The following is a 23,842-nucleotide window of genomic DNA, read 5'->3' on the forward strand; positions in this document are numbered from 1 at the left end:
GGAATCAAATGCGTATCCGGAGAGGAAGCGCTCATTCGATTGTCATAAAGCGGGAGCATACATGCCTTGACAGGCAAATTGATAAAGGTTACGAAAAAGAAACAGGGGATAGCGGGTCTGGTGAGATGTACACTTGAAATGCTCGTTTACGGCGAGCAAAGCCCGCCTACTCGCATTTCGTGGCAAGGATTTGCAGACAAATCCTTGTAGAGCGGTTGACGCATTTCATGCGTGAACGGCTCTATCCCCTTGTCTTTTCAACTGTTCAACCATGCCAGGCATGTTCAGAGTTGAGGTAGCTATGAAATCGCTGAAAGGCACCCAGACCGAAAAAAATATTCTGACCGCGTTCGCCGGTGAGTCCCAGGCCCGTAACCGTTATGATTACTTCGCCTCCAAGGCCAAGAAAGACGGTTACGTGTTCGTGAGCGACATCTTTACGGAAACGGCCCTGCAGGAAAAGGAACACGCCAAGCGCCTGTTCAAGTTCCTGGAAGGCGGCGAAGTGGAAATTCAGGCCGCCTATCCCGCCGGCGTCATCGCGGGTAGCGAGGCCAACCTGATCGAGGCCGCCAGCGGTGAAAACTATGAACACACCCAGATGTACCCTTCTTTCGCCGATGTGGCCGCCAAGGAAGGCTTTTCCGAAATCGCCTCGGTCATGCGCAACATCGCCGTGGCCGAAGCCTATCATGAAAAGCGCTTCCTGAAACTGGCCGGCGACATCAAGGAAGGCCGCATGTTCATGCGCTCCAAACCTACCGTGTGGCGCTGCCTCAATTGCGGTTGCCTGGTGGAAGGCACCAGCGCGCCGGACGTCTGTCCCGCCTGTGCCCATCCCAAAGCCTATTTTGAAGAGCTGAATTACACGTTCTAAACCTGTTCCACGCCCGCCCGCGCGGCCCTCTTTCGCAAGAGGCGCGCGGGCTTTTTTGCGTGGCGCGTCGGACGTCGCCATACCGTTATTACCGGAGATTGTGCTATGTGGGATACATTGGTTCTTTGGGTGCATCCGGCCATGCAGAGCCTGGCGGTGCTGATCGGCCTGCTTGCCATGTGGCAGGGCTGGAAGCGCATTGAAATGCTGCGGGGCCGCAAGGTCATCTTTCCCTGGCGGACCCACGTGCGCCTGGGCACTGTGGGGCTGCTGCTCTGGACGGCCGGGGCCTTCGGCTTTTACGTGACGCACAGCCTGTTCGGGGCCACCCATATTACCGGCATCCACGCCACCCTGGCCTGGCCGATCATTGTTCTGTCCATTCTGGGACTGATCACCGGCGGGATCATGAACAAATACAAGAAAAAACGCTTCTGGCTGCCGTTGATTCACGGGGTGGGCAATACCATTCTGATGATTCTGGTGCTCTATGAGTGCTGGACCGGCATTGATCTGTACGACGCGTTCATGGCGTAGCGCGCTTCTTTCCCTCAGACGGCAAGGCCCCCGCATCCATCGGAATGCGGGGGCCTTGCCGCGTTTGCCGGGGTATTTGTGTCAGGCGTTTTCCCCGCCGATATTGCCGCTGAAACGGGCGGCATGCTCCTTGAGCGCGCGGTCCAGGGCCAGGAGCAGGCGTTGGGCCGAGGCCGGGGTCATGACGATGCGCCGGTCCAGGTCCACGGCCAGGACGTTTTCAGTGCCGCCGTCCGGGGCGTTCAGGCTTTCGGGCTGGCTCAGTCCGCAGCAGAGGATGATTTCCTCGGCCGTGCAGCGGGTCTGGAAGACATTGGCGTAGGACGTGGCAAGGTGGGCGCTGTTCAGGGCCACGCGGATCTGTTGGCCTTCGGCGGAAGCGGCGGCTTCGGCCCCGGTCTTGCCGGAATTTTTCTGTGCGCTCATGCTTACTTCCTTTTTGCGCCAGGGGCGGCGTTGTGATTGGCTTGGCCGGGGGTTTCCGGCGTTTTCCCCTTCTCGCCGGGCAGCTTGACGGACACCACGGGCAGCGCCGGGAAGACGGCCTTGCGGGCGTCCATGCCCTTGAGCACGTCCGTGGTGATGTCCAGGCTGGCGTCGGCGTCCAGCACATTCCGGCGGGGCAGAACCAGGGCGGCCTTGTGGGCCTTGCGCCAGGCTTTGACCTCTTCCAGCAGCAGGCCGTTGACGACATTTTGTACGGCGGCCTCCTCGGCGGCCATCTGGTGGCGGAGGGTCAGCGCGCCGTCGCGGAGCACGGCCTCGCGCTCCTTGTCCGGAGCTTTGGCCCAGGCTTTTTGCAGGTCGGCAAAGCCCTGTTCCAGGCGCTGGCGGGCCTTGGCCAGATGGGCGCGCCCGGCCTCGGCGGCGCGGGATTGTGACATGATCCGCCCCAGATCGACCACGGCGGTCTGGGGCGCGGCGCTGGTGCTGCCCTCCAGACAGCCGCCCAGGAGGCAGGCGGCAAGGAGGGCCGTGAGGGCAAGCGTTGTTGCGATGTGGCGCATGGGGGGATGATCTCCTTTATCTTATCTGTTCTCGTTCCTTGCTGTATGTGACTGTTATTGCCGGGTGGAGAAGGCTTGTCACATGGATGATGTTCTGTGTGCCCTGCGGGCACGAGGGCCTTACGCTTCTCGGCATTTGGGCCGCCTATCGCTGCTGTCTTCATCCGTAAGGCGGCCTTGCCCCAACGGCTGAAGCCTCCCTCCGCGCCGCACAATGCCATCCACTGTTTGGCGTTGAGAAAGCCGCTGGTCCCATACCCGAAATTTGTTGACACGCGGCGATTTCGGGGCGTAGCGAGCCCCGCGAGCAAGACCCGTGGGACGCCGCGTCATCGGGTTACGACGTACAGCAGGGGCAGGGGGTTGTAGGGGGCCTGGAGACAGCCGTCCCCGGCCCCCTGCCCCGCGCCGGGGAGGCGGCCCAAACGCCGGGAGGCGTAAAGCTCCTGTGCCCGCAGGGCACACAAAACCTCATCCATATGACAAGCCCCGCCCCACAAAAAACGGCGCGGTGGAATTCACCCGCCGCGCCGTTGCCCGCGCCCTTCAGGAAGGGACAAGAGCGCGGGCTTCAGGAGGTGCCGCCCGTCGGGGAAGCGATGTCGGCGGACGGCAACCGGACCCGGGAAGCCCCCGCCTCCCGGATGTCCGGGCGCGGCGGCTCCTTACCCAATGGAGCCGCCGCGCTGATGCTGATAACGCTTCTGGTTGTCGGTTTAGAACTCGTAGCGGAATGTCCCGAACACGCCGTGCGCCGTGCTCTTCGCGCCGAGCTGGATGTTGTAGTTCACGCCCAGGGACGTGGTTTCGTTGCCGAATTCCAAACCGGCCTGGCCCATGTAGGAGACGTAATCCATGGTCTGGGTGTCCAGTTCCGCCTTGGTGCCCGTGCCGGTGAAGCGCACGTCGCTGCGGGCGTCAATGTCCCCGGCGGCCGGAATCACGGCCAGGTCCAGGCTGGGCTTGAAGTGCCAGCCGTTGCCGGTCTCGATCTGCTTGCTGAAGGCCACGCCCACCGGGAAGGTCCAGATGCTCTGGTTGATGGCGTCGCCCTTGAGCAGTGTGCCGCCGGACTTCACGTCGTATTCGTCGGTGTTCAGGCTCATGTAGCGCGCGCCCACGTGCGGGATGATATCCAGCGCGCTGGTTTCGATTTTGTACTCGCCGCGTAGGCCCGCACTGATGGCGTAGGCCGTCACGTCGCTCTTGAGCTTGCCCATCTGCATGCTTGCGGGCAGGTCCTGTTCCAGCTTGTTGTAGGTGGAGGTGTAGTTCACGTCGGCGGTCAGGCCGAAGTTGCCCGGGGTCCATCCGGCATACGCGCCGATGCCCCAGAAGTTCATATTGTTGGTGGTTTCGTTGAGATCGCCCGAGCCCTGCGCGTAGCCGCCGCCGATGTTGAAGGTGATGCCCGCGCGGATGGCGTTGTCGAAGGTGTAATCCGCGCCCAGGGCCACGCCGCCCAGGCCGCCGCTGAAGTCCATGTCGAAGTTTCCGGCCTTCATGCCGAAGCCGTTGGAGCTCTGGTAGAGAGGCATGACCCACATGGCGAAGCCGGTCTTGGCGGCGTCGCCCGCGGAAGCGCCGGTTTGCATGGAGCCGTCCGTGCCCATGCTCTGGATGGCGTTGCCGCCGGGCTGGGCCAGGCCGGTACGCTGGGTCACGGCATTGCCCGCCGCGTTGCTGGCCGCCATGGTCATCTGCGGCACCGCGCCGACGAGCGCCATGCGCGCCGCGCTTTCAATGGTCACGGCGGCCTGCCTGGCGTCCGCGATATAGTCGGCGCGCGCGGCGCGGCTGAGGAAGCGCACGCCCTTGGCCTCGGCGTTCACGTCGTTTTTGGCGTTGTCCCAGACATCGGCCATGGCCGGATTCAGCTCGCCGTCCAGGCCGGGCAGCACATCGCTGGCCTTGTTGACCGTGTTGGTCAGGGTGACGCTGCCAGCGGGGTCCACCACAGCCGTGGAAGTCAGCATGCGATCCGGATTGGCCACGCCGTTCTTGACCCAGCCATAGTCCGTGCCTGTGGCGCCATCGCTGCTGATGCCGCCGGTAAAGCCGTCCAGCAGGGTGACTTCGCCCTTGGTGGCGTTGACGACCTGCAAGTGGCCGTCGGGGTCAATGACGGCGGTTTGGGTAACAGAGCCAGTGGGAGTTCCGCTGGTGATGGCGGCGTCAGCACCCAGCTTGGAGGCGTCCACCACCAGCACGGAATCCGCGCCGAAGTATGTCTGATGATTGACAGTGGCACCGCCGATCTGACCGGAAGCGTCCACTCCGGCGTCCACCACGATCTTGCCCGCGCCGCTCACCGTCACCGGCGAGGCCAGGGCCAACGCGGACTGGCCGTCGCCCAGCGTCAGGTTGGGGCCAGCGCTCATGCCCGCTTTGGCCAGAGCCGTGCGGAGATCAGCGCCGCCCATGCCGCCGATATTCACCACCGAACCGTCGCCCACCAGGAGGGCGCTCCTCAGAGTACCGCCGGTAAGACCGGCAATGCTGACATAGGCCGGGTCCACATAGAAGGTGCCGTCCTGCGCGTCCCATTCGCCGATGCTGAGCGTGGTGTTGGTCGCATTGACCTGGGCGCTGGCGTTAGTCATGCTCAGGGAATTGATGGTGTAATCGGAGGTGCCCGCGCCGTTGCCGTTCACATTGGCCGTGCCGCCAGCCACGCTGAGCTCGTCCACAAGGCCGCCCTGGCTCTGGCTGTTGCCTTCCAGGCCCATATTGAAGGTGCCGCTGTTGCTCACGGCTACAGCCACATCCTGTTTGGCCCCGTCAGCGCCATTCTGGCCAGTGACCAGGGACTGGCCGGGCTTGTCGCCCACCACGGTGACGTTGCCGTTGGCAGTAGACACAGCCAATGTTGTGAGCGCGACAGCGCCGTCAGTCACCAGGTTGATGTCCCTGGCGTTCAGCGTGGCTTGCGCTTGGGCTGTGGTATTTGTCCCCAGCGTCACATTCATGGAGTTTTCGGCAAAGAGGTTGTTGCCGTCCGCCTTGCCCACGACATCCGTACCGGACGTGATGTTGGTGCCGCTGGTGATCACGCCGCCAGACGTTGAGGCGTCCACCACCAGGGTTTCGGCCTTGCCCGCATCGTTCACTAGTTTGCCGCCCAGGAAGCCCAGAGTTCCGACGCCCGTCAATGTTGTCTTGGCCTTTTCCAGATCAGCCACAGTATAATCGTCCGCGCTGGTCAGCAGCAATGTGCCGCCGAGGCCGAGTTGATTTGTCTTGTCCGTGATCTGGGCAGCCAGCCCGTAGTCGGCATTGAGGATGCTGCTCTTTTGCAGGGTCACGCTGCCGCCGCTGATGTCGAGCTTGCCGGACGTCTCGCCGACGGAAACCGGCGTCCAGGTGGTGGCCCCGTTCACGACCAACGTGCCGCCGCTGACATTGACCATGCCGCCTTTATTCAGGGTCAGGCCGTCCTCGACGTTGACCGCGCCCGTTCCGCTGATGTTGACAGTCGTGTTCCGCACGGTCAGGCCCGCCGTGGCGGCCCCGACCAGGTTTTGACCATAGGGTTTGCCGTCGCGCATGAGCAGATGGCTGCCCGAGGCCACGTTCAGCGAGCCGCCGCTGACGGCCGCCTCCTTGGCGAGGATGATGGCATCGCCGTTGACGTTGACCGTGGCTCCGCTGAAAGTCAGCGTGGCGGCGGTCGTACCCGCGTCAGTTTTTATATCATGGGCCAGCAGCAGGGCTTCCGCCCCCTGAGTACCGGCAAGATTCAGCGTGCCGCCGGAGAATACCATGTTATTGGCGGTGTTGGTGCCGCTGTAGTCCACGCCCAGCAGGCCGTCGGCCCCCACATTGACCGTGCCGTTGGTGACCGTAAGACCACCATAGCCGTACACAATGCTCTTGTTGCGCCAGGTTTCCTTGGCATCGTTCAGGGTGTAGTCGCCCTTGCCGCTGACGTTCAGGACGCCGCCGTCTACGGTGACCGTCTTCACTTCAATGCCGCCGCCGTCCGCGACGTTGACCGTGCCGTCCGTCAGCGTCACTTCACCGCTGTTCCCGGCGGCGTCCAGATCATAGATGCCGGAACGGCCGTTGGTCTGATAGGTGTTGCCTTTGACGCCGCCCGTGATGTTGATGACGCCGCCTTTGACGGCGACCGCCTCGGCTTTGAGCCGCCCGCCGTTGGCCAGATTCAGCTCGCCGTTCCGGAAGGTGGCTCCCGCCGTGCCGACAGTCATAGCGTTGGCGTTTTTTTCATCAGGCAGCGTCGCGACCATCTCCAATGTGCCGGTCGCCACAATGGAGCCACCGTCAACATTGGTTACGGGCGCGGCGATGACGCCGTACTTGGAGGTATCAACGCCAACAGTGCCCGAAATATTCAGCGCGGCGTCGCCGGTCGCCCGGATGACCGAAGCGCTGTTCTGCGCGGAGCCCGTCATCTTCACGGAGCCCTGAATATTCACCTGCTGACCGTCGCCGCCGTTGCTGGTGCCCGCGCCGATCAGGCCGTTGTCGCCCAGGGTGATCTTTCCATGTGCACCCACAGTGAGATCATGCCCGGCGTAGATCATGGCGTCTTTGCGCCACGCGCCGTTGTCCGGGTGAGGGCTCTGCGCCAACTGCCCGCTGATGGCGGCCGTGCCGTCAAGGGTGATGTCCAGAGCCGAAATGGAACCGCCGTTGCTCAGAGTAATGGTGGAACCTTGCTGCGCATCCAGTGTGCCGTGATAATTCCAGGGATCATGGGGGACAATGCCCTGCAACGCGCCGCCGCCGCTGGTAAATACGCCGCCGTCCTTAATGGTGATGGTGGGGCCGCTGAAATCGGCCGCACCCGCACCGGGCGTGGTCCACAGGTCTTGTCTCTGACTACCCAACGTCAAGGAGCCACCGTTCTCAATGGTAATGGATGTGGCAACGGTATCCGTGCGGGTGGATATAGTTTCCGTGCCGGAACTTATCGTGACGACCGAATCTCCCCAGTTCACTGACGTCGCCCCGGCCATGCCCGCCGCACCCACAGTCAAAGCCCCGGCCAGGGCCAGGCTGCCAAAAACGTTCAGCAGGCGGCATTTTTTAAGTACTGCCCGATATTTATTGACAAGATTACCGATAGCCCCCTTCGTCAACATAGCATACCTCCCGGGAGACTCCGCTCCCCAAGAATTCATACGGAGCCCAATGCTCCCTTCCTTTGCCGACAGATGCACTGTCGGCTTTTGGGGGAAACAGGTGGATTTGGAGGAAGGCTATCTCGATGAAATAATAAAGACTTTTATAGAGCAAAAAATTTTGAAAAACTTTACATGAAAAATTATATTGCACATTTAGTCTGTTGACAGTATTCTGCGCCAAGTGTTCATTGACAGTGCATCTGTCAATGAACACTTGGCGTATGGCCCGCCAGCACCCATTTCGGCGTCCATCCCAGTCGGGCGGACAAATGGAAAAAGTCTTTTTTCCTGTTTTTTGTCTGTCCGCACCGTTTATTTCGTGTTCTTTCTCCCTTTGCCCGGGCTCAGAAAGCAACTGACGCTCTGGGCCGCCGCCAGCAGGGAGGCCTGCCCCAGATGGGCGTAGCGCATGGTTGTTCTGGGATCGCTGTGCCCCAGCAGTTTTTGCACCTCATAGAGCGAGTGCCCGGCATTGACCAGAAAGCTGGCAAAGGTGTGCCGCAGGTCATGGATGCGCACATCGGCAAGGCCCAGGCCGCGCCGCAGCCCGTCCCAGAAAAGATAGACGTCGCTGAGCGGCTTGCCCGGCGCATGGCCGGGAAAAAGCCACGGGCAGCCCGGCCCGCGCGGCAGGGCGCGGATGACGGCCACGGCCGCGTCGGACAAGGGGAGGTGGCGCGGCTTGCCGGACTTGGACAACGGCACGGTGAGCAGGCGCAAGTCCAGGCGCACATTTTCCCAGCGGGCTTTGAGAATTTCGCTCTTGCGCGCGCCGGTGAGCAGAAGCAGCCGGATGGCCGCAGCCTCGGGCCGCGCGGAGCGCTCAAGCTCCCGCATGAGCCGTTGGGCTTCGTCCGGCGCGAGATAGCGTTCCCGTTGCAGATGAATTTTGAAGGGCGGCACGTCCGCGCAGGGCGATTGCCCGGCGGGCAGGACGCCGTGCAGCATCGCCAGAGAGCAGACGCTCTTGAAGACGGCCAGAATACGGTTGCAGGTGGCCGGGCACAGCCCCTCCTCCGCCAGATCGCGCAGCCAGTCTTCCACTTCGCCGCGCCGGATGCGGTCCAGCCTCCGGGCGCCGAAGGCCGGGGAAAGGCGTTGCCGGGCAATGCGCTCGTCCACCCGCCAGCTCCGCTTGCGAAGCCGGACATGCGGCAGGTAGACGGCGGCGACAAAGGCATCGAGCCGCAGTATGGCGGCCCGCGCGCCATCGCGCCGCCGGGAGTTTCCGGACGGGCGGCTTGTGGCGGAGTGCTGCGGACGGTGCTGGGCCATGCTGTTTTCTCCTGCAAAAGAGTTATGGGAAACGGGAGTATAGACAGAGAGCCCCCGCGAGAGAGCGGGGGCTCTATATACATGGTCTTATCTAACTATTGGAAAGGTTTTCAGAACAGATGCACGCGGAGAAGAATACGCGCAAACGGCTGGCCGCAAAGTCGGATTTTTCCGCGTGGGCGCGTTATACCATGGAAATTTGCTTTGCTGTATTGAAATACAGATTAGCCTAATTTCCCCGTGCCTCGCTGTCAGAAAAAAATTTTATTTTTTGCGGATGACGTCGCGATGGGTCCGGGGGGACCTCAGGGCAGGCGCGGACCCTGCCTATCCAGGTTGAAGAAATTGCGACCCGTGCGGCCCGCGCTGTTGAGCAGGGTGGTGGTCAGGCCCAGATAATCGGTGTTGCCGCGCCCGCGCAGACCCGGCGCTGGCAAAGTTCTAGGGAAAGCCGCGCAGTGTTTGCCGTCGGGCGGAATCCCAGTACAGGCGGCATTGCAGGGCCTCGGGCGTGTTTTCACGCTCCGACGCCACGGTGCGCGTGCCCAGAAAGCCCAGGGCGCGGTTCCATATGGAGATTTGACTGATGGTCATGGGCATCTTTTGGGGTATGGCGCTTCTGCCACGGATGGCAGCGCAGGCTGCTTATGATCGTGCGAAGTGGATCGGCGCGACAGGAATTTTGTCCGTCGGCAAGGAAAACAAGCGGCCCGCCGCAGCGGAGTGTAGCCGTCTACACGGCCGAGGCGGGCCGCGCTGTCTGACGCGGGCAGAGGGCAAAAGAACGGAGCGCCGCCTTACGTTATCTGCAGGGCCGGTTCATACGGCATATCCTCCTCTCGCAGCAGGGCCGCGAAGAGCCTGCCTGCGCTCGGGCTTTTTCCGCTGCGGCGTATGCGTGAAATTGAGGCGCAGCCAGGGCTTGCGCACGCCGTGGGGCAGAAAGCGGGGCCCCATACGAGCACCAAGGGCAAGCTGCGCGCCCGCGGCGGTCCAGACCGCGCCGGGCACGGCGGACCAGGAATCGCTGGCGGAGTCCGGGGTATCGGCCTCTTCCAGGCTGAAGGCCAGGCTCTGCACCTCTTCGGCCGAAAAGGCTTCAGTGGCGGGCACGCACAGTGGCATGGGCTCCATGCGGCCCGGAATTTTCAGGGCGGTGAGGGCCACCGCCGCGCCCTGAGCGTCGGCGCCGGTTTCGGCCAGGGCTGCGGAATCGCCCAAGCGGTAAAGCACACGGGCCGGGGCCGAGGCTTCCTTTTTGAGGAGCTGCCAGATGCGCCGGTCGGACATGTCGTGGCGCTGGGCCAGGGCCGCCACGGCGGCCGTGCTGCTCAGGCCGTGGCCCGTATGGCGGCTGAAGCCCTCAATGATCTCCCGCTGGCGCAGCTTGCCCAGCAGGGCATTGCAGCGCGGCACATAGACCCGCGTCCCTCCGAAAGCGGCCATAAGCTTGCGCAGGCAACGCAGGCCCAGGCGGCGCAGAGGACTGTCGCGCTTCGGCTCCTGCCGGGGCACGCGCAGGTCCTGGCCGCCGTAGGCATGCAGCACGCGCCAGAGCTGGCGCACGTTGTTCGGCAGATGGAGCAGAATTTCCTCCCATTCCCGTTCCTCCTGGGAGAGGCGCAGGGCATGGCCCCAGGAATCGCGCCCCCGCGCCAGAGGCGGACGGCCCGGACGGGATGCGGCCTTACTGGCGTACATGGCAGGCCTCCGTCACGGCGGCGGGCCTCAGTCTGCAAAAGTTCCAGCACAGCGCTCAGGTTTCGGATTTCATCGCGTAGTTCGGACATGCTATGCTCCCTCATGAAAGTTTCCCGGTGTGTGAAACTGTTTCCATATGGGTTATAGATTTTTATGTTATATTGCAGGAAAAATGTTCATCAATAAAAGAAAAGTTTTAATTTTTAAAATAATTCCATCTGATACGCGTGAAAATATCCCCGGCCGGGTCACGCCCGGCAGGTCGCCTCCGGGCAAAGGCATTGTGGTTATTTCAAGGGAAACCTTGCGTTACAGATAAAACCGGTTTATCCTCACTAAGAACAATGCCTATTCTAATATATTTTTCCGATTTTTTTCAAAGGAAAAATTGTTAATTTCCTCAGGAGGTTTTCCCTAACTCCCTTGGGTCATTAACCAGCGCTTCTTTAGCTTAAAAACGAGAGCCTTATGAAAGCAGCTCCTCTCTCTTCCGGCGGCCTGCATAGCGGTTTCGCCGAGCGTCTGCGTCAGCGCCGCGTGCAGCTCGCCCTGCGCAAGCAGGATCTGGCGGCACAGGTGGGCGTGAGCCTGACCACCATTCAGCAATATGAAAACGGGCAATTGCCCAAGGGCGAATTTGCCGTGCGCCTGTCAGAGGCGCTGCGCTGCTCCCTGGACTGGCTGCTGGCGGGCAAGGGCGACGCCGACGGCGACGTCCTCGACACGCCCGAAGCGCGGCTGGTCATGGTGCCCATGGTGGAGGCGCGGCTTTCGGCGGGCACGGGCAGCTTTGAAACCGGCGGCGAAATCCTGCGCCATTATGCCTTCCGCTGGGATTTTCTGCACCGCAAGGGCAATCCCGCCCAGATGGTGCTGCTGCGCGTGTCCGGCGACAGCATGCAGCCGCGTATCCTGCACAACGACGTGGTGCTCATCGACCAGTCCCAGAGCGATCCCGTGCCCGGGCGGATCTATGCCGTGGGCGTGGAGGGCATGGTCTATCTGAAGATCGTCAATGCCATGCCGGGCAAGCTGATCCTGACCAGCGTCAATCCGGACTATGCCCCGATCGAGGCGGATACCTGCGAACAGCTGGCGGATCTGGTGCGGATTATCGGGAGGGCGGTGTGGGTGGGCCGCGAACTGGATTAAGGCTCGTTGCCGCTGCGTTCTTTTGCCCGCTGGCTGCGTCGAGCTTCACCTTTTATTCCGGTCGAGTACCAGAAGAGTACACTCCCTCCATAAAAGGCTTGCTCTCCTTGCCGGCGAGCAAAACTCCGGCAGCGGCAACGGGCCTTGGAAGATGCTGTCAGAGCAATTTTACTTTGAAATTGCCCTGGTTCCGTTCGTGCCGGAGAAAACAAAGAGAAGGTATGTTCTGTCCTTACAGCTCTCAATTCTTTCGGCACGGTTCGAGCCGGTAGTCTCCCTATGCGGCGGCATGAGAGAATCGGGCAAGGATTGGAGAGGATCGGATATCCATTTCGTTGGCGGACAGTTGTAATGTCGGTGCTGTAAATGCATTCCGGGATGCTCCGGCATCCCAAAGGAGACAGGTATGAGCAAGCACCACGAATGTTCCGTCAATACGGCGCGGCGGCGTTTCTGCCAGCTGGCCGCCGCCGGGCTGGGCCTGCTGGCCGCGCCCGCTGTCCTCGGCTCCGGCGAGGCCGGGGCCGCGACCCCACAGGGCGGCAGGCATCTGATTGCCTACTTTTCGCGTACCGGCAACACCCGGACCATCGCCGGGCAGATTCAGGCCGCGGCGGGCGGGGAGCTGCTGGAGCTGCGCACGGTTACGCCCTATCCCGAGGACTACCGCGCCACCACGGAACAGGCCAAAAAGGAACTGGCCTCGGGCTACAGGCCGCCGCTGCAGACCACCCCGCCGGACCCGGCGGCCTATGACGTGATTTTCGTGGGATCGCCCAACTGGTGGGGCACCATTGCGCCGCCGGTGATGACCTTTCTGACAAGCGCGGATTTCTCCGGCAAGACCATCGCGCCCTTTGTCACCCACGGAGGCAGCCGCCTGGGCCGCGCCGTGGAGGACATCAAAAAGCTCTGCCCCAAAGCCACTGTACTGCCGGGCCTGGCTGTCTACGGCGAGAGCGTGGCGGATGCTCAGGAAATTACAGCTGCCTGGCTGCGGCGTAACGGTCTGGCGCGCTGAGCGGGCGATGCGCGGCTTTCTCCCACGGGGCACTGAAATAAACTTTTTGTGTTCAGAGCACGAGAGAGTCATACTTTTGCGTTAGCCTTTCTATAACGTTGCGGTTATTTTGCAAAATCCGCCTTTTCCGCGCGGGCGGCGTTATCGGCGCGTTTTTGATGCTCACGTACTTGAGTACGCTCCGCTCAAAAACGCGCCGCTGCCTTGCCCGCACAAAAAAATCGCCAATTTTGCAAAATTCCCGCAAAACCAGCTCCCGCTCACTTGCCGACTGTGTCGGCTGCGTTTGCGGGTATAAGGACGGTGCCCTTATGAAATCAAATGACTATCCGGCGATGAAGGCTTTCATTCGATAGCTCTGTTTTCCACCTCGGGACGCATTGTCGAAATACGCTGATCAGGATAGAATGCACCTTTCTGATCAAGGTAAAATCTTTCCCGCATTCCGGCCGGGCCGCGCGGGCTCTTTCCGCTCCGGTTCCGGCCGGGAAGCGCATTTTCGTCCTGTTGGGGGAGGCATAATGAAACTCTGTCCCGTGATTTTATGCGGGGGCACCGGCACCCGGCTCTGGCCGCTTTCTCGCCGTCTGTATCCCAAGCAGTTCATGGATCTGGGCGGCCATACGCTGTTCGGCGACACTCTGAAGCGGCTCGGCGGCCTGCCGGAACTGACGCCGCCTTTGGTGATCTGCAACAAGGAACAGCGCTTTCTGGCCGCCGCCCAGATGCAGGAGCAGGGTCTGGACCCCACGGGCCGCGTGCTGCTGGAGCCCGAGGGCCGCAACACGGCCCCGGCTATTGCCGTGGCGGCCCTGTCCGCGTTGGCTTCCCTGAATGCGGCGGGCGGAGCGGCCCCTGACGGGGAAGACGTGCTTCTGCTGGTGCTGCCCTCGGACCACGTCATCGGCGACGCCGGGGTGTTTGCCCGCGCCGTGGCCCAGGCCGCCGCCTGCGCGGCGGAAGGGCGGCTGGTGACCTTCGGCATTGAGCCCGGCGGCCCGGAAACCGGTTACGGCTATATCCAGCGCGGGGACGCGCTGGCGACGGGCTTCGCGGTGCGGCGTTTTGTGGAAAAACCCCGTCGCGACGCGGCCGAGGCCATGCTGGCTGACGGCGGTTATTACTGGAACAGCGGCATGTTTCTGTTCCGGGCCTCGGCCTTTCTGGGCGAACTGGGACGTTACGCTCCGGCCATGCTGGAAGGCGCTTCCGCCGCCTGGCGCGAGCGGAGCGAGGAGCGGGATTTCGTTTGGCTGGGCAAGGATTTTGCCGCCTGCCCGGCGGATTCCATCGACTACGCGGTAATGGAGAAAACGCCGCTGGCGGCCGTGGTGCCGCTGGATGCGGGCTGGAGCGATCTCGGCTCATGGAATTCCGTGTACGAGGCGGCGGCCAAGGATGCCGACGCCAACGTGCGGGTGGGCGACGTGCTGGCTGAAGACGTGTCGGGCAGCTATCTGTATTCCAGCGGTCGTCTGGTGGCGGCCTTGGGCGTCAGGGATCTGGTGGTGGTGGAAACCGGCGACGCCGTGCTGGTGACGCGCAAGGAATGCTCGCAGGATGTCAAAAGCCTGGTGGCCCGGCTTACCCAACACAGCCGCCCGGAAAAGGACACCCATCTGCGTGTGTTCCGCCCCTGGGGCTGGTATGAAACCCTGGCCCTGGGCGAGCGCTTTCAGGTCAAGCGGATCATGGTCAAGAGCGGCGCGTCACTGTCTCTGCAACTGCACCACCACCGGGCCGAGCACTGGGTGGTGGTCAGCGGCGTGGGACAGATCACCGTGGGGGATAAGCTTGTGGAACTGCATGCGGACCAGTCCACGTACATCCCCATCGGGACCATGCACCGTCTGGCCAATGCCGGGCCGCAGCCTCTGGAGATCATTGAGATTCAGAGCGGTTCCTATCTGGGTGAAGACGATATTGTCCGCTTTGAGGACAATTACGGCCGCTGTTAGAGCAATTTCACTTTGAAATTGCTCTAACGCCGAACACTGTGAGGCGCGCCGCGAAGACCGACCCGACGGGCGGCCCGTGGGGCCGTGCCTGTAGCCCAAAGGGCGTACAGGCATCGAGAGCAACGCGGCGTGGATTCCGGAAAAGCGACCGAAGGCAGCCCCAAGGGCTGTCATCGTTGGCGACGACGGAGCCATACGGGGATCGACAGCAGCGATAACCGCGTTTTTGCCGGAATGCCCCCTTTGAAACGCTACACGTTTCAAAGGCAATCTGCTCCAAGGGCTGCCAAGTTGTTATTTTCCGCCGGCCGGTTCAGTCCGGCCGGGCGATTCCCCCTCTCCGCATTTTCCCTTTCTCCCCCTTCAGCCTTCGAGGCAGGATCAGGCAATTTTTTGCGAAAATTGTGTCTTTAAGCCTGCCCGTCCGGCGGATATGCTGATTCCAACGGATGTAACTCCGGCAACGGGAGGAAATTATGAAAAAACTGTTTGTGTTCCGCGCCGTCTGTTGCGCGCTGGCGCTGACCATCACGCTTACGGAGGCGCGTTCCATGGACGAAACCCAGACTCTGAACGCCCGGCAACGGGGCATTGTGACCATCGCGGCCTTTACCGCCAACGGCGATTTGGAAAAGCTGAAGCCCGCCCTGCACGACGGTCTGGAAGCCGGTCTGACCGTCAACGAGATCAAGGAAGTCCTTGTGCAATTGTACGCCTACACGGGCTTTCCGCGCAGTCTCAACGGCATCGGCGTTTTCATGGCCGTCATGGACGAGCGCAAGGCACGGGGCATCCGGGACGAGGAAGGCCGGGAACCGAGCCCGCTGCCCGCGAACCTGGACCGGGACGCCCACGGGGCCAGGGTCAGGGCCGAGCTGGCCGGGTGGAAAAGCATTCCCGCGCCTTCCGGCTATCAGCTCTTTACGCCCGCCATTGACGCCTTTCTCAAGCAACATCTGTTCGCGGACATTTTTGCCCGCGACAATCTGGACCATCAGAGCCGGGAACTGGCGACCATCGCGGCCCTGGCCGCCATGCCGGGCCTTGGCGCGCAGCTGCGCTTCCATCTCGGCGCGGCCATGAATACCGGACTCAGCCCGGCGCAGCTGCGGGACTTCATCGCCGTGCTTGACGCCGGAGTCGGCAAGAAAGAGGCCGTCGAGGCGGGCAAGGTGCTGGATGCGGTACTGACCGCGCGCTCCGGCCAGGCCCGGTAGCGACCAAATCTGAGGCAAACTGAGGGCAAACGACCTCTCAGGAGAACATATGAACGAATTTTCACGACGCGATTTTCTGAAAAACGGGACGCTGACCGCAGGAGCGTTGGCCATGGGCCTTTCCCTGAAGGGCGGCCCGGCTCTGGCCGCGCCTCCGGCCAAGGCCAAGGTTTTTTTCACCAGGGATCTGAGCGCCGAGGGCCTGCTGAACATCTACGCCAAGGTCAATGAAGGCATGACCGGCAAGGTCGCCCTCAAACTGCACACCGGCGAACCCAACGGGCCGAACATTCTGCCCCGCCCCTGGGTGCAACGGCTCCAGGCTTCCATTCCCGACAGCGCCATTGTGGAGTGCAACGTGCTTTACGAAAGCCCGCGCCAGACCACGGAAGGGCACCGGGAAACCCTGAAGACCAACGGCTGGACCTTCTGCGCTGTGGACATTATGGACGCCGAGGGCGACGTCAGCCTGCCCGTGCCCGGCGGCAGACGGCTCAAGGAAGTGGCCGTGGGCAAGCATCTGCTTAACTATGATTCCCTGCTGGCGCTTACCCACTTCAAAGGGCACGCCATGGGCGGCTTCGGCGGCTCGCTGAAAAACATCGCCATCGGCTGCGCCTCCGGCAAGGTGGGCAAGGCCCAACTGCACCGCGAGGGCAAGCAACTCTGGTCCGGCGGACCAAACTTCATGGAACGCATGGTGGAGGGCGGCAACGCCGTCACAAGCCATTTCGGCCCGCACATCGCCTACATCAACGTGCTGCGCAACATGTCCGTGAGCTGCGACTGCGAAGGCGTCAACGCCGCGCCGGTCACGCTGCCCGACCTGGGCATCCTGGCCTCCACGGACATCCTGGCCGTGGACAAGGCTTCCGTGGACATGATCTACGCCCTGCCAAAAGACGTGCGGCGCGATATGGTGGAGCGCATCGAATCCCGCAGCGGCCTGCGTCAGCTTTCCTATATGAAGGAAATGGGCATGGGCAGCGATCAGTATGAGCTGATCACAATCTGAGTGGTAGAAATTGTTTTCGGCGGGACGGCTCCCCCGAGCGGTTTAGAGCAGTTTAACTTTAAAAGTCGGTTTGCTCTGGGACCGGGAGCCGCTCCACGGCGGCATACAGGGAAGAACAGTCATGAAAAGGCGGTGGCGGCGCATGCTGGCGGGACTGGTGTTCGGCATTCTGCTTCTGGTTCTCGGCGGCTACGCCTATATGCAGTCGCCGCCGTTCGGGGCCCGGTCCCAGGGCGAACGCCTGGAGCGTATGCAGCGTTCGCCTCAGTATCGGGACGGCATTTTTCACAATCTGGAGCCCGTGCCCCGGGACGGGGCCCAGGGCGGCATGGCCCTGGCCCTGATCAAATATGCCTTGCGCCGCAAGGTGAACCCCGCGCCGCCCGCGCCCCTGCCCACATGCAAGACCGACCTGCGCGCCCTGGACCGCAACACGGATGTGGTTGTCTGGCTGGGGCATTCCTCGTATTTCGTGCAACTGGGCGGCCACCGTCTGCTTATCGACCCGGTGTTCAGCGAGAACGCCGCGCCCCTGCCGCGCGGCAACCCGGCCTTTGCGGGCAGTAACATCTATTCGGCGGCGGATATGCCGGACATCGACGCGCTGCTCATTTCCCACGACCATTGGGATCATCTGGACTATCCCACGGCAACGGCACTGCGGGGCAAGGTGCGTCGCGTGGTCTGCGGGCTGGGCGTGGGCGCGTCTTTCGTGCGCTGGGGCTATGCGGAGGCGGCCGTCACGGAACTGGACTGGAGTGAATCCGTCGCGCTGGGCGGCGGCCTGAACGTGCATGCCCAGACCGCGCGCCACTATTCCAGCCGTGGCTTTGCCCGCGACAGCACGCTCTGGCTGGGTTTTGCCCTGACCACGCCCCAACGGCGGCTCTTTTTCAGCGGCGACAGCGGTTACGGCAGGCATTTCGAGGCCATCGGCAAGGCCTTCGGCGGTTTTGACCTGGTCATGCTGGACAGCGGCCAGTACGACGCCGACTGGCCGTATATTCACATGACGCCCGAGGAGGCGGCCCGTGCGGCCCGTGACCTGCAAGCCGAGGCCCTGCTGCCCGCCCATGTGGGCAAGTTTTCCATTGCCTTTCATTCCTGGGATGATCCGTTCCGGCGTTCCGTGGCGGCGGCCGAAGGGCAGGCGTACAGTCTGCTCACGCCCAAAATCGGCGAAGTCGTCACACTGCCCGCGCCGGGTGCGCCGTGGTCGGTTTTTCCCCGCTGGTGGGAAGAACTGCCGGGGTGAAAAAAGAGCGGCGAGTTGCAAAAGGGCGGCATCCATCGTGCGGATGCCGCCCTTTTGCGGATTTTTGCATTGCGCGCGGGCGGCTAGAGCAGATTAGCTTTGAAATTTTACAAATTTCAAAGTCGGCATTCTGGCGAAAAACATGGTTTTCGCCAGAATCCACGCCGCGTTGCTCTCGATGCCTGTACGCTCTTTGGGCTACAGGCACGGCCCTACGGGCCGCCCGTCGGGTCGGTCTTCGCGGCGCGCCTCACCGTGTTCGGCGTTAGAGCATTTCAAAGTTGAAATGCTCTATGCCTGCCCTTGCGCCTGCTCCCGCGCTTGCGGCACCGGTTCCGGATTGTCGTTGAAGTCGCCTTCCAGGCGCGACACCACCAGCGCGCCGAGGCTGTCGCCCAGCACGTTCATGGGCGTGCGGGCCATGTCGAGAACGCGGTCGATGCCCGCGATCAGGGCCACGCCTTCCAAGGGCATGCCCATCTGCACGAAAACGATGCTCATCATGATCAGGCCCGCGCCGGGAACGCCCATGGTGCCCACGGCGGCGAGAATGGACATCAGAATGACGGTCAGTTGCGCGTCCAGCGGCAGCGAGATGCCGTAGAATTCCGCCACAAAAATCGTGTTGATGCCCATGTACAGGGCGGTGCCGTTCATGTTGATGGTGTTGCCCAGCGGGATGCCGAAGCTGACCACGGTGCGCGATGCGCCCAGCGCCTCGGTGCAGCGCATGTTCGAAGGCAGGGCGGCCGCGCTGGAACAGGTGGTGAAGCCGATCATGAAGGGTTCCAGCATGCCCTTGACGAAGCGCATCACCGGAATCTTGACCACGAACTTGACCAGCGGCAGGAACATGAAACAGTACAGAATGGCGCAACCGGCGTACATCAGCAGAATGACCTTGCCCAGGGGCAGCAGCACGGCAAGGCCGTGCTTGGTCACGGTGTAGGCCATGAGGCCGAAGACGCCGATAGGCGCATAGTGCATCACAAAGCCCGTTACCTTGATCATGACTTCGCCGCAGGAGTCGAAGAAACGGTGCAGATGCCGTCCGCTCTCACCCAGGGAACTGATGCCGAAGCCGAAAATAATGGCGAAGATGATGATCTGGAGCATATTGCCCCTGGACATGGCTTCCACCGGATTGATCGGGATCAGGTTCATCAGCGTGTCGTTGAGGGCCGGCGGGGTCACCGGCTTGACGTGCAGATTGTCGGTGGAGAGGTTCACGCCCGCGCCCGGCTGCACGATGTTGGCCAGCAGCAGGCCCACGGCCACGGACACCGCCGTGGTGATCAGGTAGTAAAGCAGGGTCTTGGTGGCCACGCGCCCCAGTTTGGTGGTGTCGCTGATGCCCGCCGCGCCCGCCACCAGGGTGGCGAAGACCAGCGGAACCACCACCATGCGGATCAGGCGGATGAAAATGTCGCCGAGAAATTTGAAGACGGCGCTGCCCAGCGCCCAGTCCTGCGCGACCACGCCCACAAGCACGCCCGCAACCATGCCGATGCCCATCTGCATGGGCAAGCCCATTTTGATCTTTGCCATACCATTCCCCATCAGTAATATTTCCAGGCAACAGCCGCGCCCATGACGTTCTTGTCCGCCGGTGATGGCGACAGGCGCGGTCGGGCTGGATTGCGGAATTCCCGGAGGCCGGGCGGCCGTATTCAGGCCGGTTCAGGGAGATAATGGTATTTCGCGACCGGGTCAATCAACGGGGCGGGATTTGCGGCTGTTCACAGCAGCGGCATAAAAATTATTGCCTTTCAGTAAAAAGATCTTTGACTTTGCAGCCAAGGGAAGTGCTGATTAATGAAGATTTTTGTTCTCTGCCAAGGAAGGCGAACTGCGGGCGGAGGGAGTATATCCAAACATATTCGACCTTCGCACGGGGCGAGCCTGACGCGGGCAGAGGGCAAAAAGACCATTAATCAGTGCTTCCCAAGATGTTTGGCGATTGTTTGCAGCGTATATAACCGGCATTCCACTATGTGCTCATTCCGTGTGCGCAGGATCGTTTTGTCTGACAAACCTGACAGCGCGACCAGAGCACGTATCGTTATCTTTCTGTCATCCATAATCTTTTTGACGTTGCTCGTTATCATGCGACACCTTTTATTTTGTCTCCCCAATAAAGCTTTTTCAAAGAGTCTCTCTGCCACGTGGGAAAATTTTTATATCATTCATATATGGAAAAATTAATTCTCTTCACTCGTTAAATTAATACTATATTCTGGTAAATCTGACCCAATTGCTCCATTGCATTGTTGCTTAATATAGATAAATTTAACTTGGCTTGATGTATTTTTGCAATGCTTCATTGTCTTGACTGGAAAAACGAAGTGTGCTTTTCTCAATCCAGGTGCTCGTAAAACACCTTCCCGCGACGGCTACCATCCCGACAGTATGGCTTTTTTGCGCCCTTTGGCTGGCGCTACTGGCTATCTATTGCCGGGTGTTGTGGTCATGTCCAGGCCGAAAGGCTAAAAGCCACAAGCCGCTCGCGGGCGGTTTACGACACCCGGCGTTGTCATCGTAAGGCAGCGCCAATGTAAAAACCCGCGAGGTGCCTTATGTCCCATCATTTCCCGAGCGCTGCTCCGCAGCCGCAGTCGTCAACGCCCCCTTCTCAAAGTCATTCCGAACTGACGGAACGGATCGCAAGATTCCGGGCCGCCGCCCAGGACCTGTTGGCCATCTATGAACCGGCAGGGCAGGGCAGCGGGCTCAATCCGCGTCCCAGTCCGGATTCGGACGGCGAAACCCGCTGCTATCACCTTTCTGCGGGAGCGGTGCAGCATGAGCGCAAACTTTTGAAACACTACAGCGCGAAAGATTTTCGCGACCTGCTGGCGGAAACCTATATGCTCCTGGTGGGTGTGGTCAAAATAATGAAAAGCACGCACCATGACGTGCGCTTGAAAGGCTATGTCATTGCCAGCCTGGGCTGCCTCCTTGAGCAGGCGTCCAACTTGGTGTTGCGGATGCGGAACGTCTACGACAGGATGGAAAGGGTCAGCCGGTAAGCAGCTCCCAATCTCTTTTGGCGTCACTATTTCTTCATGCAAAAAGGCCCTCGCGATCTGCCCTCGCGAGGGCTTAAATTTTTGGAGGGAAACGGGATTTTAAAAATATATATAACAATCTTAAATAAAACATAATAAATTTCGAGAGAAAATTTTGTACCCCTAAAAATACCCCCGAATAAATAGGTTCTTGCTGGACGCTAAAAAGGGACATCATCCATTCCAGATGCTGCCTCCTGATAGGATTTTCTTTGGATTATCGTCATTATTGTCTTGCAGAACAAGACCTTTTGAGCATTTGGAAGGTTTATATAGTAGGTATAGGCTTCATAAAGAAGCGAAAAATCTAAATATTTGCTTATGCCCTTGTAATATTCTATCTTTTTTACCCCGTGAAGCCTGAATATCAAATTTGAAAAATGAATTTCTTTAATAAATGCATTATCTTCTATGGCGCTTTTGAATTCTTCAGTAATCCATATCTGTACAGAATCAAAGTCTGGATACTCACCATAGTTGAATATAATCTTAATTATTACCTCATTAATGAAAGACGCCAGCCAATCAAGATTGTATTCATTTCTTCTTGTCAAATCGATGCTTGTGTCGCTCTTTTTATTCAAATAATTTCTTAAATGCCAGTTAATATGGTTTGCTTTCTTTATTCTATTGTCTGGATTCGTTTCTAAACATTTCAACACTACTGACTTATAATTGTCAGGTATGTCGTACTCTTCAAGATTCAAAATATTTTGTGAGTGAAATTTACTTTGAGTAAATATCGAATACAGCACGGCACCGATTGAGTAGACTTCCGCGCTAAAGCTATCTTTTACTTGACCAGTGCTCTCAGGGGCCGCAAATTTTGAAGCAAGAGGATACTTTGTTGTTTCATAACTGGTATCATCGCGACCTTTAGAAAATCCAAAATCAATAACTTTAACTTTATTATCCTTAGTAACAAGAATATTTTGATAGCTTATATCTCTATGCAAATCTCCAATACAGTGGATATATCCCATTGCAGATATAAATTGATCCGCAATACTTATTTTTATTTTTGTATCCAATGTATTGCAAGAAATAAAATCTAATAAATTTACACCATCTATATATTCCATTTTCAAATAATACACATTTGAACCGGATACGCATCCAACATCATATGCTGCAACAATATTTTCATGTCTATACCGCAAAAGCTTTTTACCCTCTCGGATAAATCGCCTAACTAAGTCGTCTAAGCTTTCTTCATTAAATGGACTCGGGTCAAAAAATTTGTAGGCGAAATCTCTATCTAAAAAGCTATCATGAATCTTATATATACGTCCAAATCCACCTTGATTAATATAATTTTTACTTGTATCAATTTTTACCGATGAATTTATAACAATTTCATCAGTTGAATATACATCTGGCTTGAGATTATTTCTGACAAGTATATTAATTTCTGTGATACAATAGTCTGATGTTCCATTTGATTGAACACTGTGTATTCCATCAGCCACCTTAAATAAATATTCTATATTGTTGTCTAATGCCTTTTTGTTTTCAGAAAGACAGAATATTTTTAAATGGCGAGAGAAAACATTCCATATTTTTCGTGAAAAAAGGCCAGAATCTTCATACTCCATTTCAGACATCATCAATGACTGATATAATGGGCTTTTTTCGCCAAAATCTGCCTTGATATTAGCTAGAATTTCAATTTTTAAGGATTGTGGAGTAAGCATAGTAAATTAAATTATGTTGTTATTGCTTCGGATGCCTAGATATACGCTAATATATTATTCGCTTCAATCCTCACGGGCAGCGTGATTCTTGACCTTATTGAAATAGTGTGTTTTCTTTTTGATAGGTGATTCGTACCCACCTCCACGAGCGGCTACCATCCCGACAGTATGGCTTTTTTGCGCCCATTGGTTGGCGCTTCTGGCTATCTATTGCCGGGTGCTATGGTCATGTCCAAGCCGAAAGGCCAAAAGCCATAAACCGCTCTCGTGGGCGGGTACGACACCCGGCATTTGCTATTTGTAGCAATGCCAATCGTACAAATCACGAGGTGCCTTATGTCCCATCACTCCCGGAGTGCTGTTCCGCAGCCTCAATCTTCCGCGTCCTATCCTCCAAGCCATCCTGAAATGGCAAAGCGAATCGAAAGATTTCAAGAAGCCACTCAAGACTTGCTTGCGATGTATGAGCCGTCAGAACAAAGTCGGGAGGGCGTTCTGCGGCCTGCTGAAAATGGAGAAACCCGTTGCTATTATCTCTCACCGGGAACGGTGCAGCATGAGCGGGAACTATTGAAGCGTTACCGCGCAGAAGATTTTCGCGGGCTTCTGGCAGAAACACACATGCTACTGGTCGGCTTGGTCAAGGTGATGAAAAACACACACCATGACGTGCGCGTGAAAGGCTATGTCATTGCCAGTCTGGGGTGCTTGCTTGAGCAGGTGTCCGCCCTGGTGCTTCGGATGAAGAATTTCTATGACAAGGTTGAGTCCGTGAATTAGCGTTGAGCCGAAAGGCGAATAAGCAGCCACGCAGGGCAGGACGGGAGGTAGCGCTACCTCACCTGTCCTGCTCTATCTCTTGATTGCAAACTATTAACCGAATAACGCCCACTGCCCACTTGCGTTGCTATTTTC

General features: G+C 59.0%; 21 protein-coding genes. 10 read left to right on the forward strand and 11 right to left on the reverse strand.

The features are described from left to right. Positions 1-301 precede the first annotated feature (301 nt). Both rbr and HMPREF0326_RS07250 read left to right on the forward strand, forming a co-directional pair. A complete protein-coding gene (rbr, locus tag HMPREF0326_RS07245) occupies positions 302-877 on the forward strand; it encodes a rubrerythrin (protein WP_008685449.1) in 576 nt (191 codons plus the stop codon). A 105-nt stretch (positions 878-982) separates the two neighbouring features. Continuing rightward, complete coding sequence (locus tag HMPREF0326_RS07250; protein WP_009303622.1) at positions 983-1,414, forward strand: hypothetical protein; 432 nt, start codon at positions 983-985, stop codon at positions 1,412-1,414. Between the two features lie 81 nt (positions 1,415-1,495). Here HMPREF0326_RS07250 and HMPREF0326_RS07255 read toward each other — a convergent pair whose 3' ends face one another. From HMPREF0326_RS07255 to HMPREF0326_RS15535, 8 genes are all read right to left on the reverse strand, one after another. Next, entirely contained in the window at positions 1,496-1,840 is a 345-nt protein-coding gene (locus HMPREF0326_RS07255; RefSeq protein ID WP_008685451.1) for a DUF3467 domain-containing protein, read from the reverse strand. A gap of 2 nt (positions 1,841-1,842) precedes the next feature. Next, positions 1,843-2,421 (reverse strand): OmpH family outer membrane protein, encoded by a 579-nt coding sequence (locus tag HMPREF0326_RS07260; protein ID WP_008685452.1) that lies wholly within the window; start codon positions 2,419-2,421, stop codon positions 1,843-1,845. Positions 2,422-2,750: 329 nt separating this feature from the next. Continuing rightward, a complete protein-coding gene (locus tag HMPREF0326_RS16730; protein WP_020990383.1) occupies positions 2,751-2,900 on the reverse strand; it encodes a hypothetical protein in 150 nt (49 codons plus the stop codon). A 237-nt stretch (positions 2,901-3,137) separates the two neighbouring features. After that, positions 3,138-7,529, reverse strand: coding sequence for an autotransporter domain-containing protein (locus HMPREF0326_RS07265; protein ID WP_020990384.1), 4,392 nt, complete (start codon positions 7,527-7,529; stop codon positions 3,138-3,140). Positions 7,530-7,883: 354 nt separating this feature from the next. Further along, positions 7,884-8,846: a tyrosine-type recombinase/integrase gene (locus HMPREF0326_RS07275; RefSeq protein WP_008685454.1), complete on the reverse strand. Its 963-nt coding sequence runs from the start codon at positions 8,844-8,846 to the stop codon at positions 7,884-7,886. A gap of 305 nt (positions 8,847-9,151) precedes the next feature. After that, positions 9,152-9,283, reverse strand: a complete 132-nt coding sequence (locus HMPREF0326_RS17495) for a hypothetical protein (protein WP_269545625.1) — start codon at positions 9,281-9,283, stop codon at positions 9,152-9,154. A gap of 4 nt (positions 9,284-9,287) precedes the next feature. Beyond that, complete coding sequence (locus HMPREF0326_RS16735; protein ID WP_156896231.1) at positions 9,288-9,440, reverse strand: hypothetical protein; 153 nt, start codon at positions 9,438-9,440, stop codon at positions 9,288-9,290. Between the two features lie 225 nt (positions 9,441-9,665). Beyond that, positions 9,666-10,547, reverse strand: coding sequence for a Mor transcription activator family protein (locus HMPREF0326_RS15535; protein ID WP_020990385.1), 882 nt, complete (start codon positions 10,545-10,547; stop codon positions 9,666-9,668). 468 nt (positions 10,548-11,015) lie between these two features. Here HMPREF0326_RS15535 and HMPREF0326_RS07285 point away from each other — a divergent pair, with 468 nt between their 5' ends. The 6 genes from HMPREF0326_RS07285 to HMPREF0326_RS07310 all read left to right on the forward strand — a co-directional run bounded on the left by HMPREF0326_RS07285 (position 11,016) and on the right by HMPREF0326_RS07310 (position 18,165). Next, complete coding sequence (locus HMPREF0326_RS07285; RefSeq protein WP_008685457.1) at positions 11,016-11,699, forward strand: XRE family transcriptional regulator; 684 nt, start codon at positions 11,016-11,018, stop codon at positions 11,697-11,699. Positions 11,700-12,105: 406 nt separating this feature from the next. Next, on the forward strand, positions 12,106-12,720 hold the full coding sequence (locus HMPREF0326_RS07290) for a flavodoxin (RefSeq protein WP_020990386.1): 615 nt from the start codon (positions 12,106-12,108) through the stop codon (positions 12,718-12,720). Between the two features lie 521 nt (positions 12,721-13,241). Beyond that, a complete protein-coding gene (locus HMPREF0326_RS07295; protein ID WP_008685460.1) occupies positions 13,242-14,678 on the forward strand; it encodes a mannose-1-phosphate guanylyltransferase/mannose-6-phosphate isomerase in 1,437 nt (478 codons plus the stop codon). 476 nt (positions 14,679-15,154) lie between these two features. Beyond that, complete coding sequence (locus HMPREF0326_RS07300; RefSeq protein WP_008685461.1) at positions 15,155-15,895, forward strand: carboxymuconolactone decarboxylase family protein; 741 nt, start codon at positions 15,155-15,157, stop codon at positions 15,893-15,895. 49 nt (positions 15,896-15,944) lie between these two features. Then, the gene (locus HMPREF0326_RS07305) at positions 15,945-16,910 is read left to right on the forward strand and encodes a DUF362 domain-containing protein (protein WP_008685462.1); all 966 of its coding nucleotides are present in this window, start codon (positions 15,945-15,947) and stop codon (positions 16,908-16,910) included. Between the two features lie 121 nt (positions 16,911-17,031). Beyond that, positions 17,032-18,165, forward strand: a complete 1,134-nt coding sequence (locus tag HMPREF0326_RS07310) for an MBL fold metallo-hydrolase (RefSeq protein WP_232224915.1) — start codon at positions 17,032-17,034, stop codon at positions 18,163-18,165. 291 nt (positions 18,166-18,456) lie between these two features. Here HMPREF0326_RS07310 and HMPREF0326_RS07315 read toward each other — a convergent pair whose 3' ends face one another. Both HMPREF0326_RS07315 and HMPREF0326_RS15975 read right to left on the reverse strand, forming a co-directional pair. Next, positions 18,457-19,713 carry a dicarboxylate/amino acid:cation symporter gene (locus tag HMPREF0326_RS07315; protein ID WP_009303635.1) on the reverse strand — a complete coding sequence of 419 codons (1,257 nt, stop codon included), beginning with the start codon at positions 19,711-19,713 and terminating at the stop codon, positions 18,457-18,459. A gap of 386 nt (positions 19,714-20,099) precedes the next feature. After that, positions 20,100-20,273 (reverse strand): helix-turn-helix domain-containing protein, encoded by a 174-nt coding sequence (locus HMPREF0326_RS15975; RefSeq protein ID WP_083823328.1) that lies wholly within the window; start codon positions 20,271-20,273, stop codon positions 20,100-20,102. A 468-nt stretch (positions 20,274-20,741) separates the two neighbouring features. Between HMPREF0326_RS15975 and HMPREF0326_RS17190 the strand changes: the two genes are divergently transcribed. Next, a complete protein-coding gene (locus tag HMPREF0326_RS17190) occupies positions 20,742-21,194 on the forward strand; it encodes a hypothetical protein (RefSeq protein ID WP_008685465.1) in 453 nt (150 codons plus the stop codon). 200 nt (positions 21,195-21,394) lie between these two features. On the opposite strand, the gene HMPREF0326_RS07325 is transcribed toward HMPREF0326_RS17190, so the two are convergent. Next, entirely contained in the window at positions 21,395-22,927 is a 1,533-nt protein-coding gene (locus HMPREF0326_RS07325) for a serine/threonine-protein kinase (protein ID WP_008685466.1), read from the reverse strand. 336 nt (positions 22,928-23,263) lie between these two features. On the opposite strand from HMPREF0326_RS07325, the gene HMPREF0326_RS17195 reads away from it, so the two are divergent. After that, positions 23,264-23,707 carry a hypothetical protein gene (locus tag HMPREF0326_RS17195; protein WP_009303639.1) on the forward strand — a complete coding sequence of 148 codons (444 nt, stop codon included), beginning with the start codon at positions 23,264-23,266 and terminating at the stop codon, positions 23,705-23,707. Positions 23,708-23,842 lie beyond the last annotated feature (135 nt).

The organism is Desulfovibrio sp. 3_1_syn3 (assembly GCF_000145315.2).
In the GTDB taxonomy this organism is placed as follows: Bacteria; Desulfobacterota; Desulfovibrionia; order Desulfovibrionales; family Desulfovibrionaceae; genus Desulfovibrio; species Desulfovibrio fairfieldensis.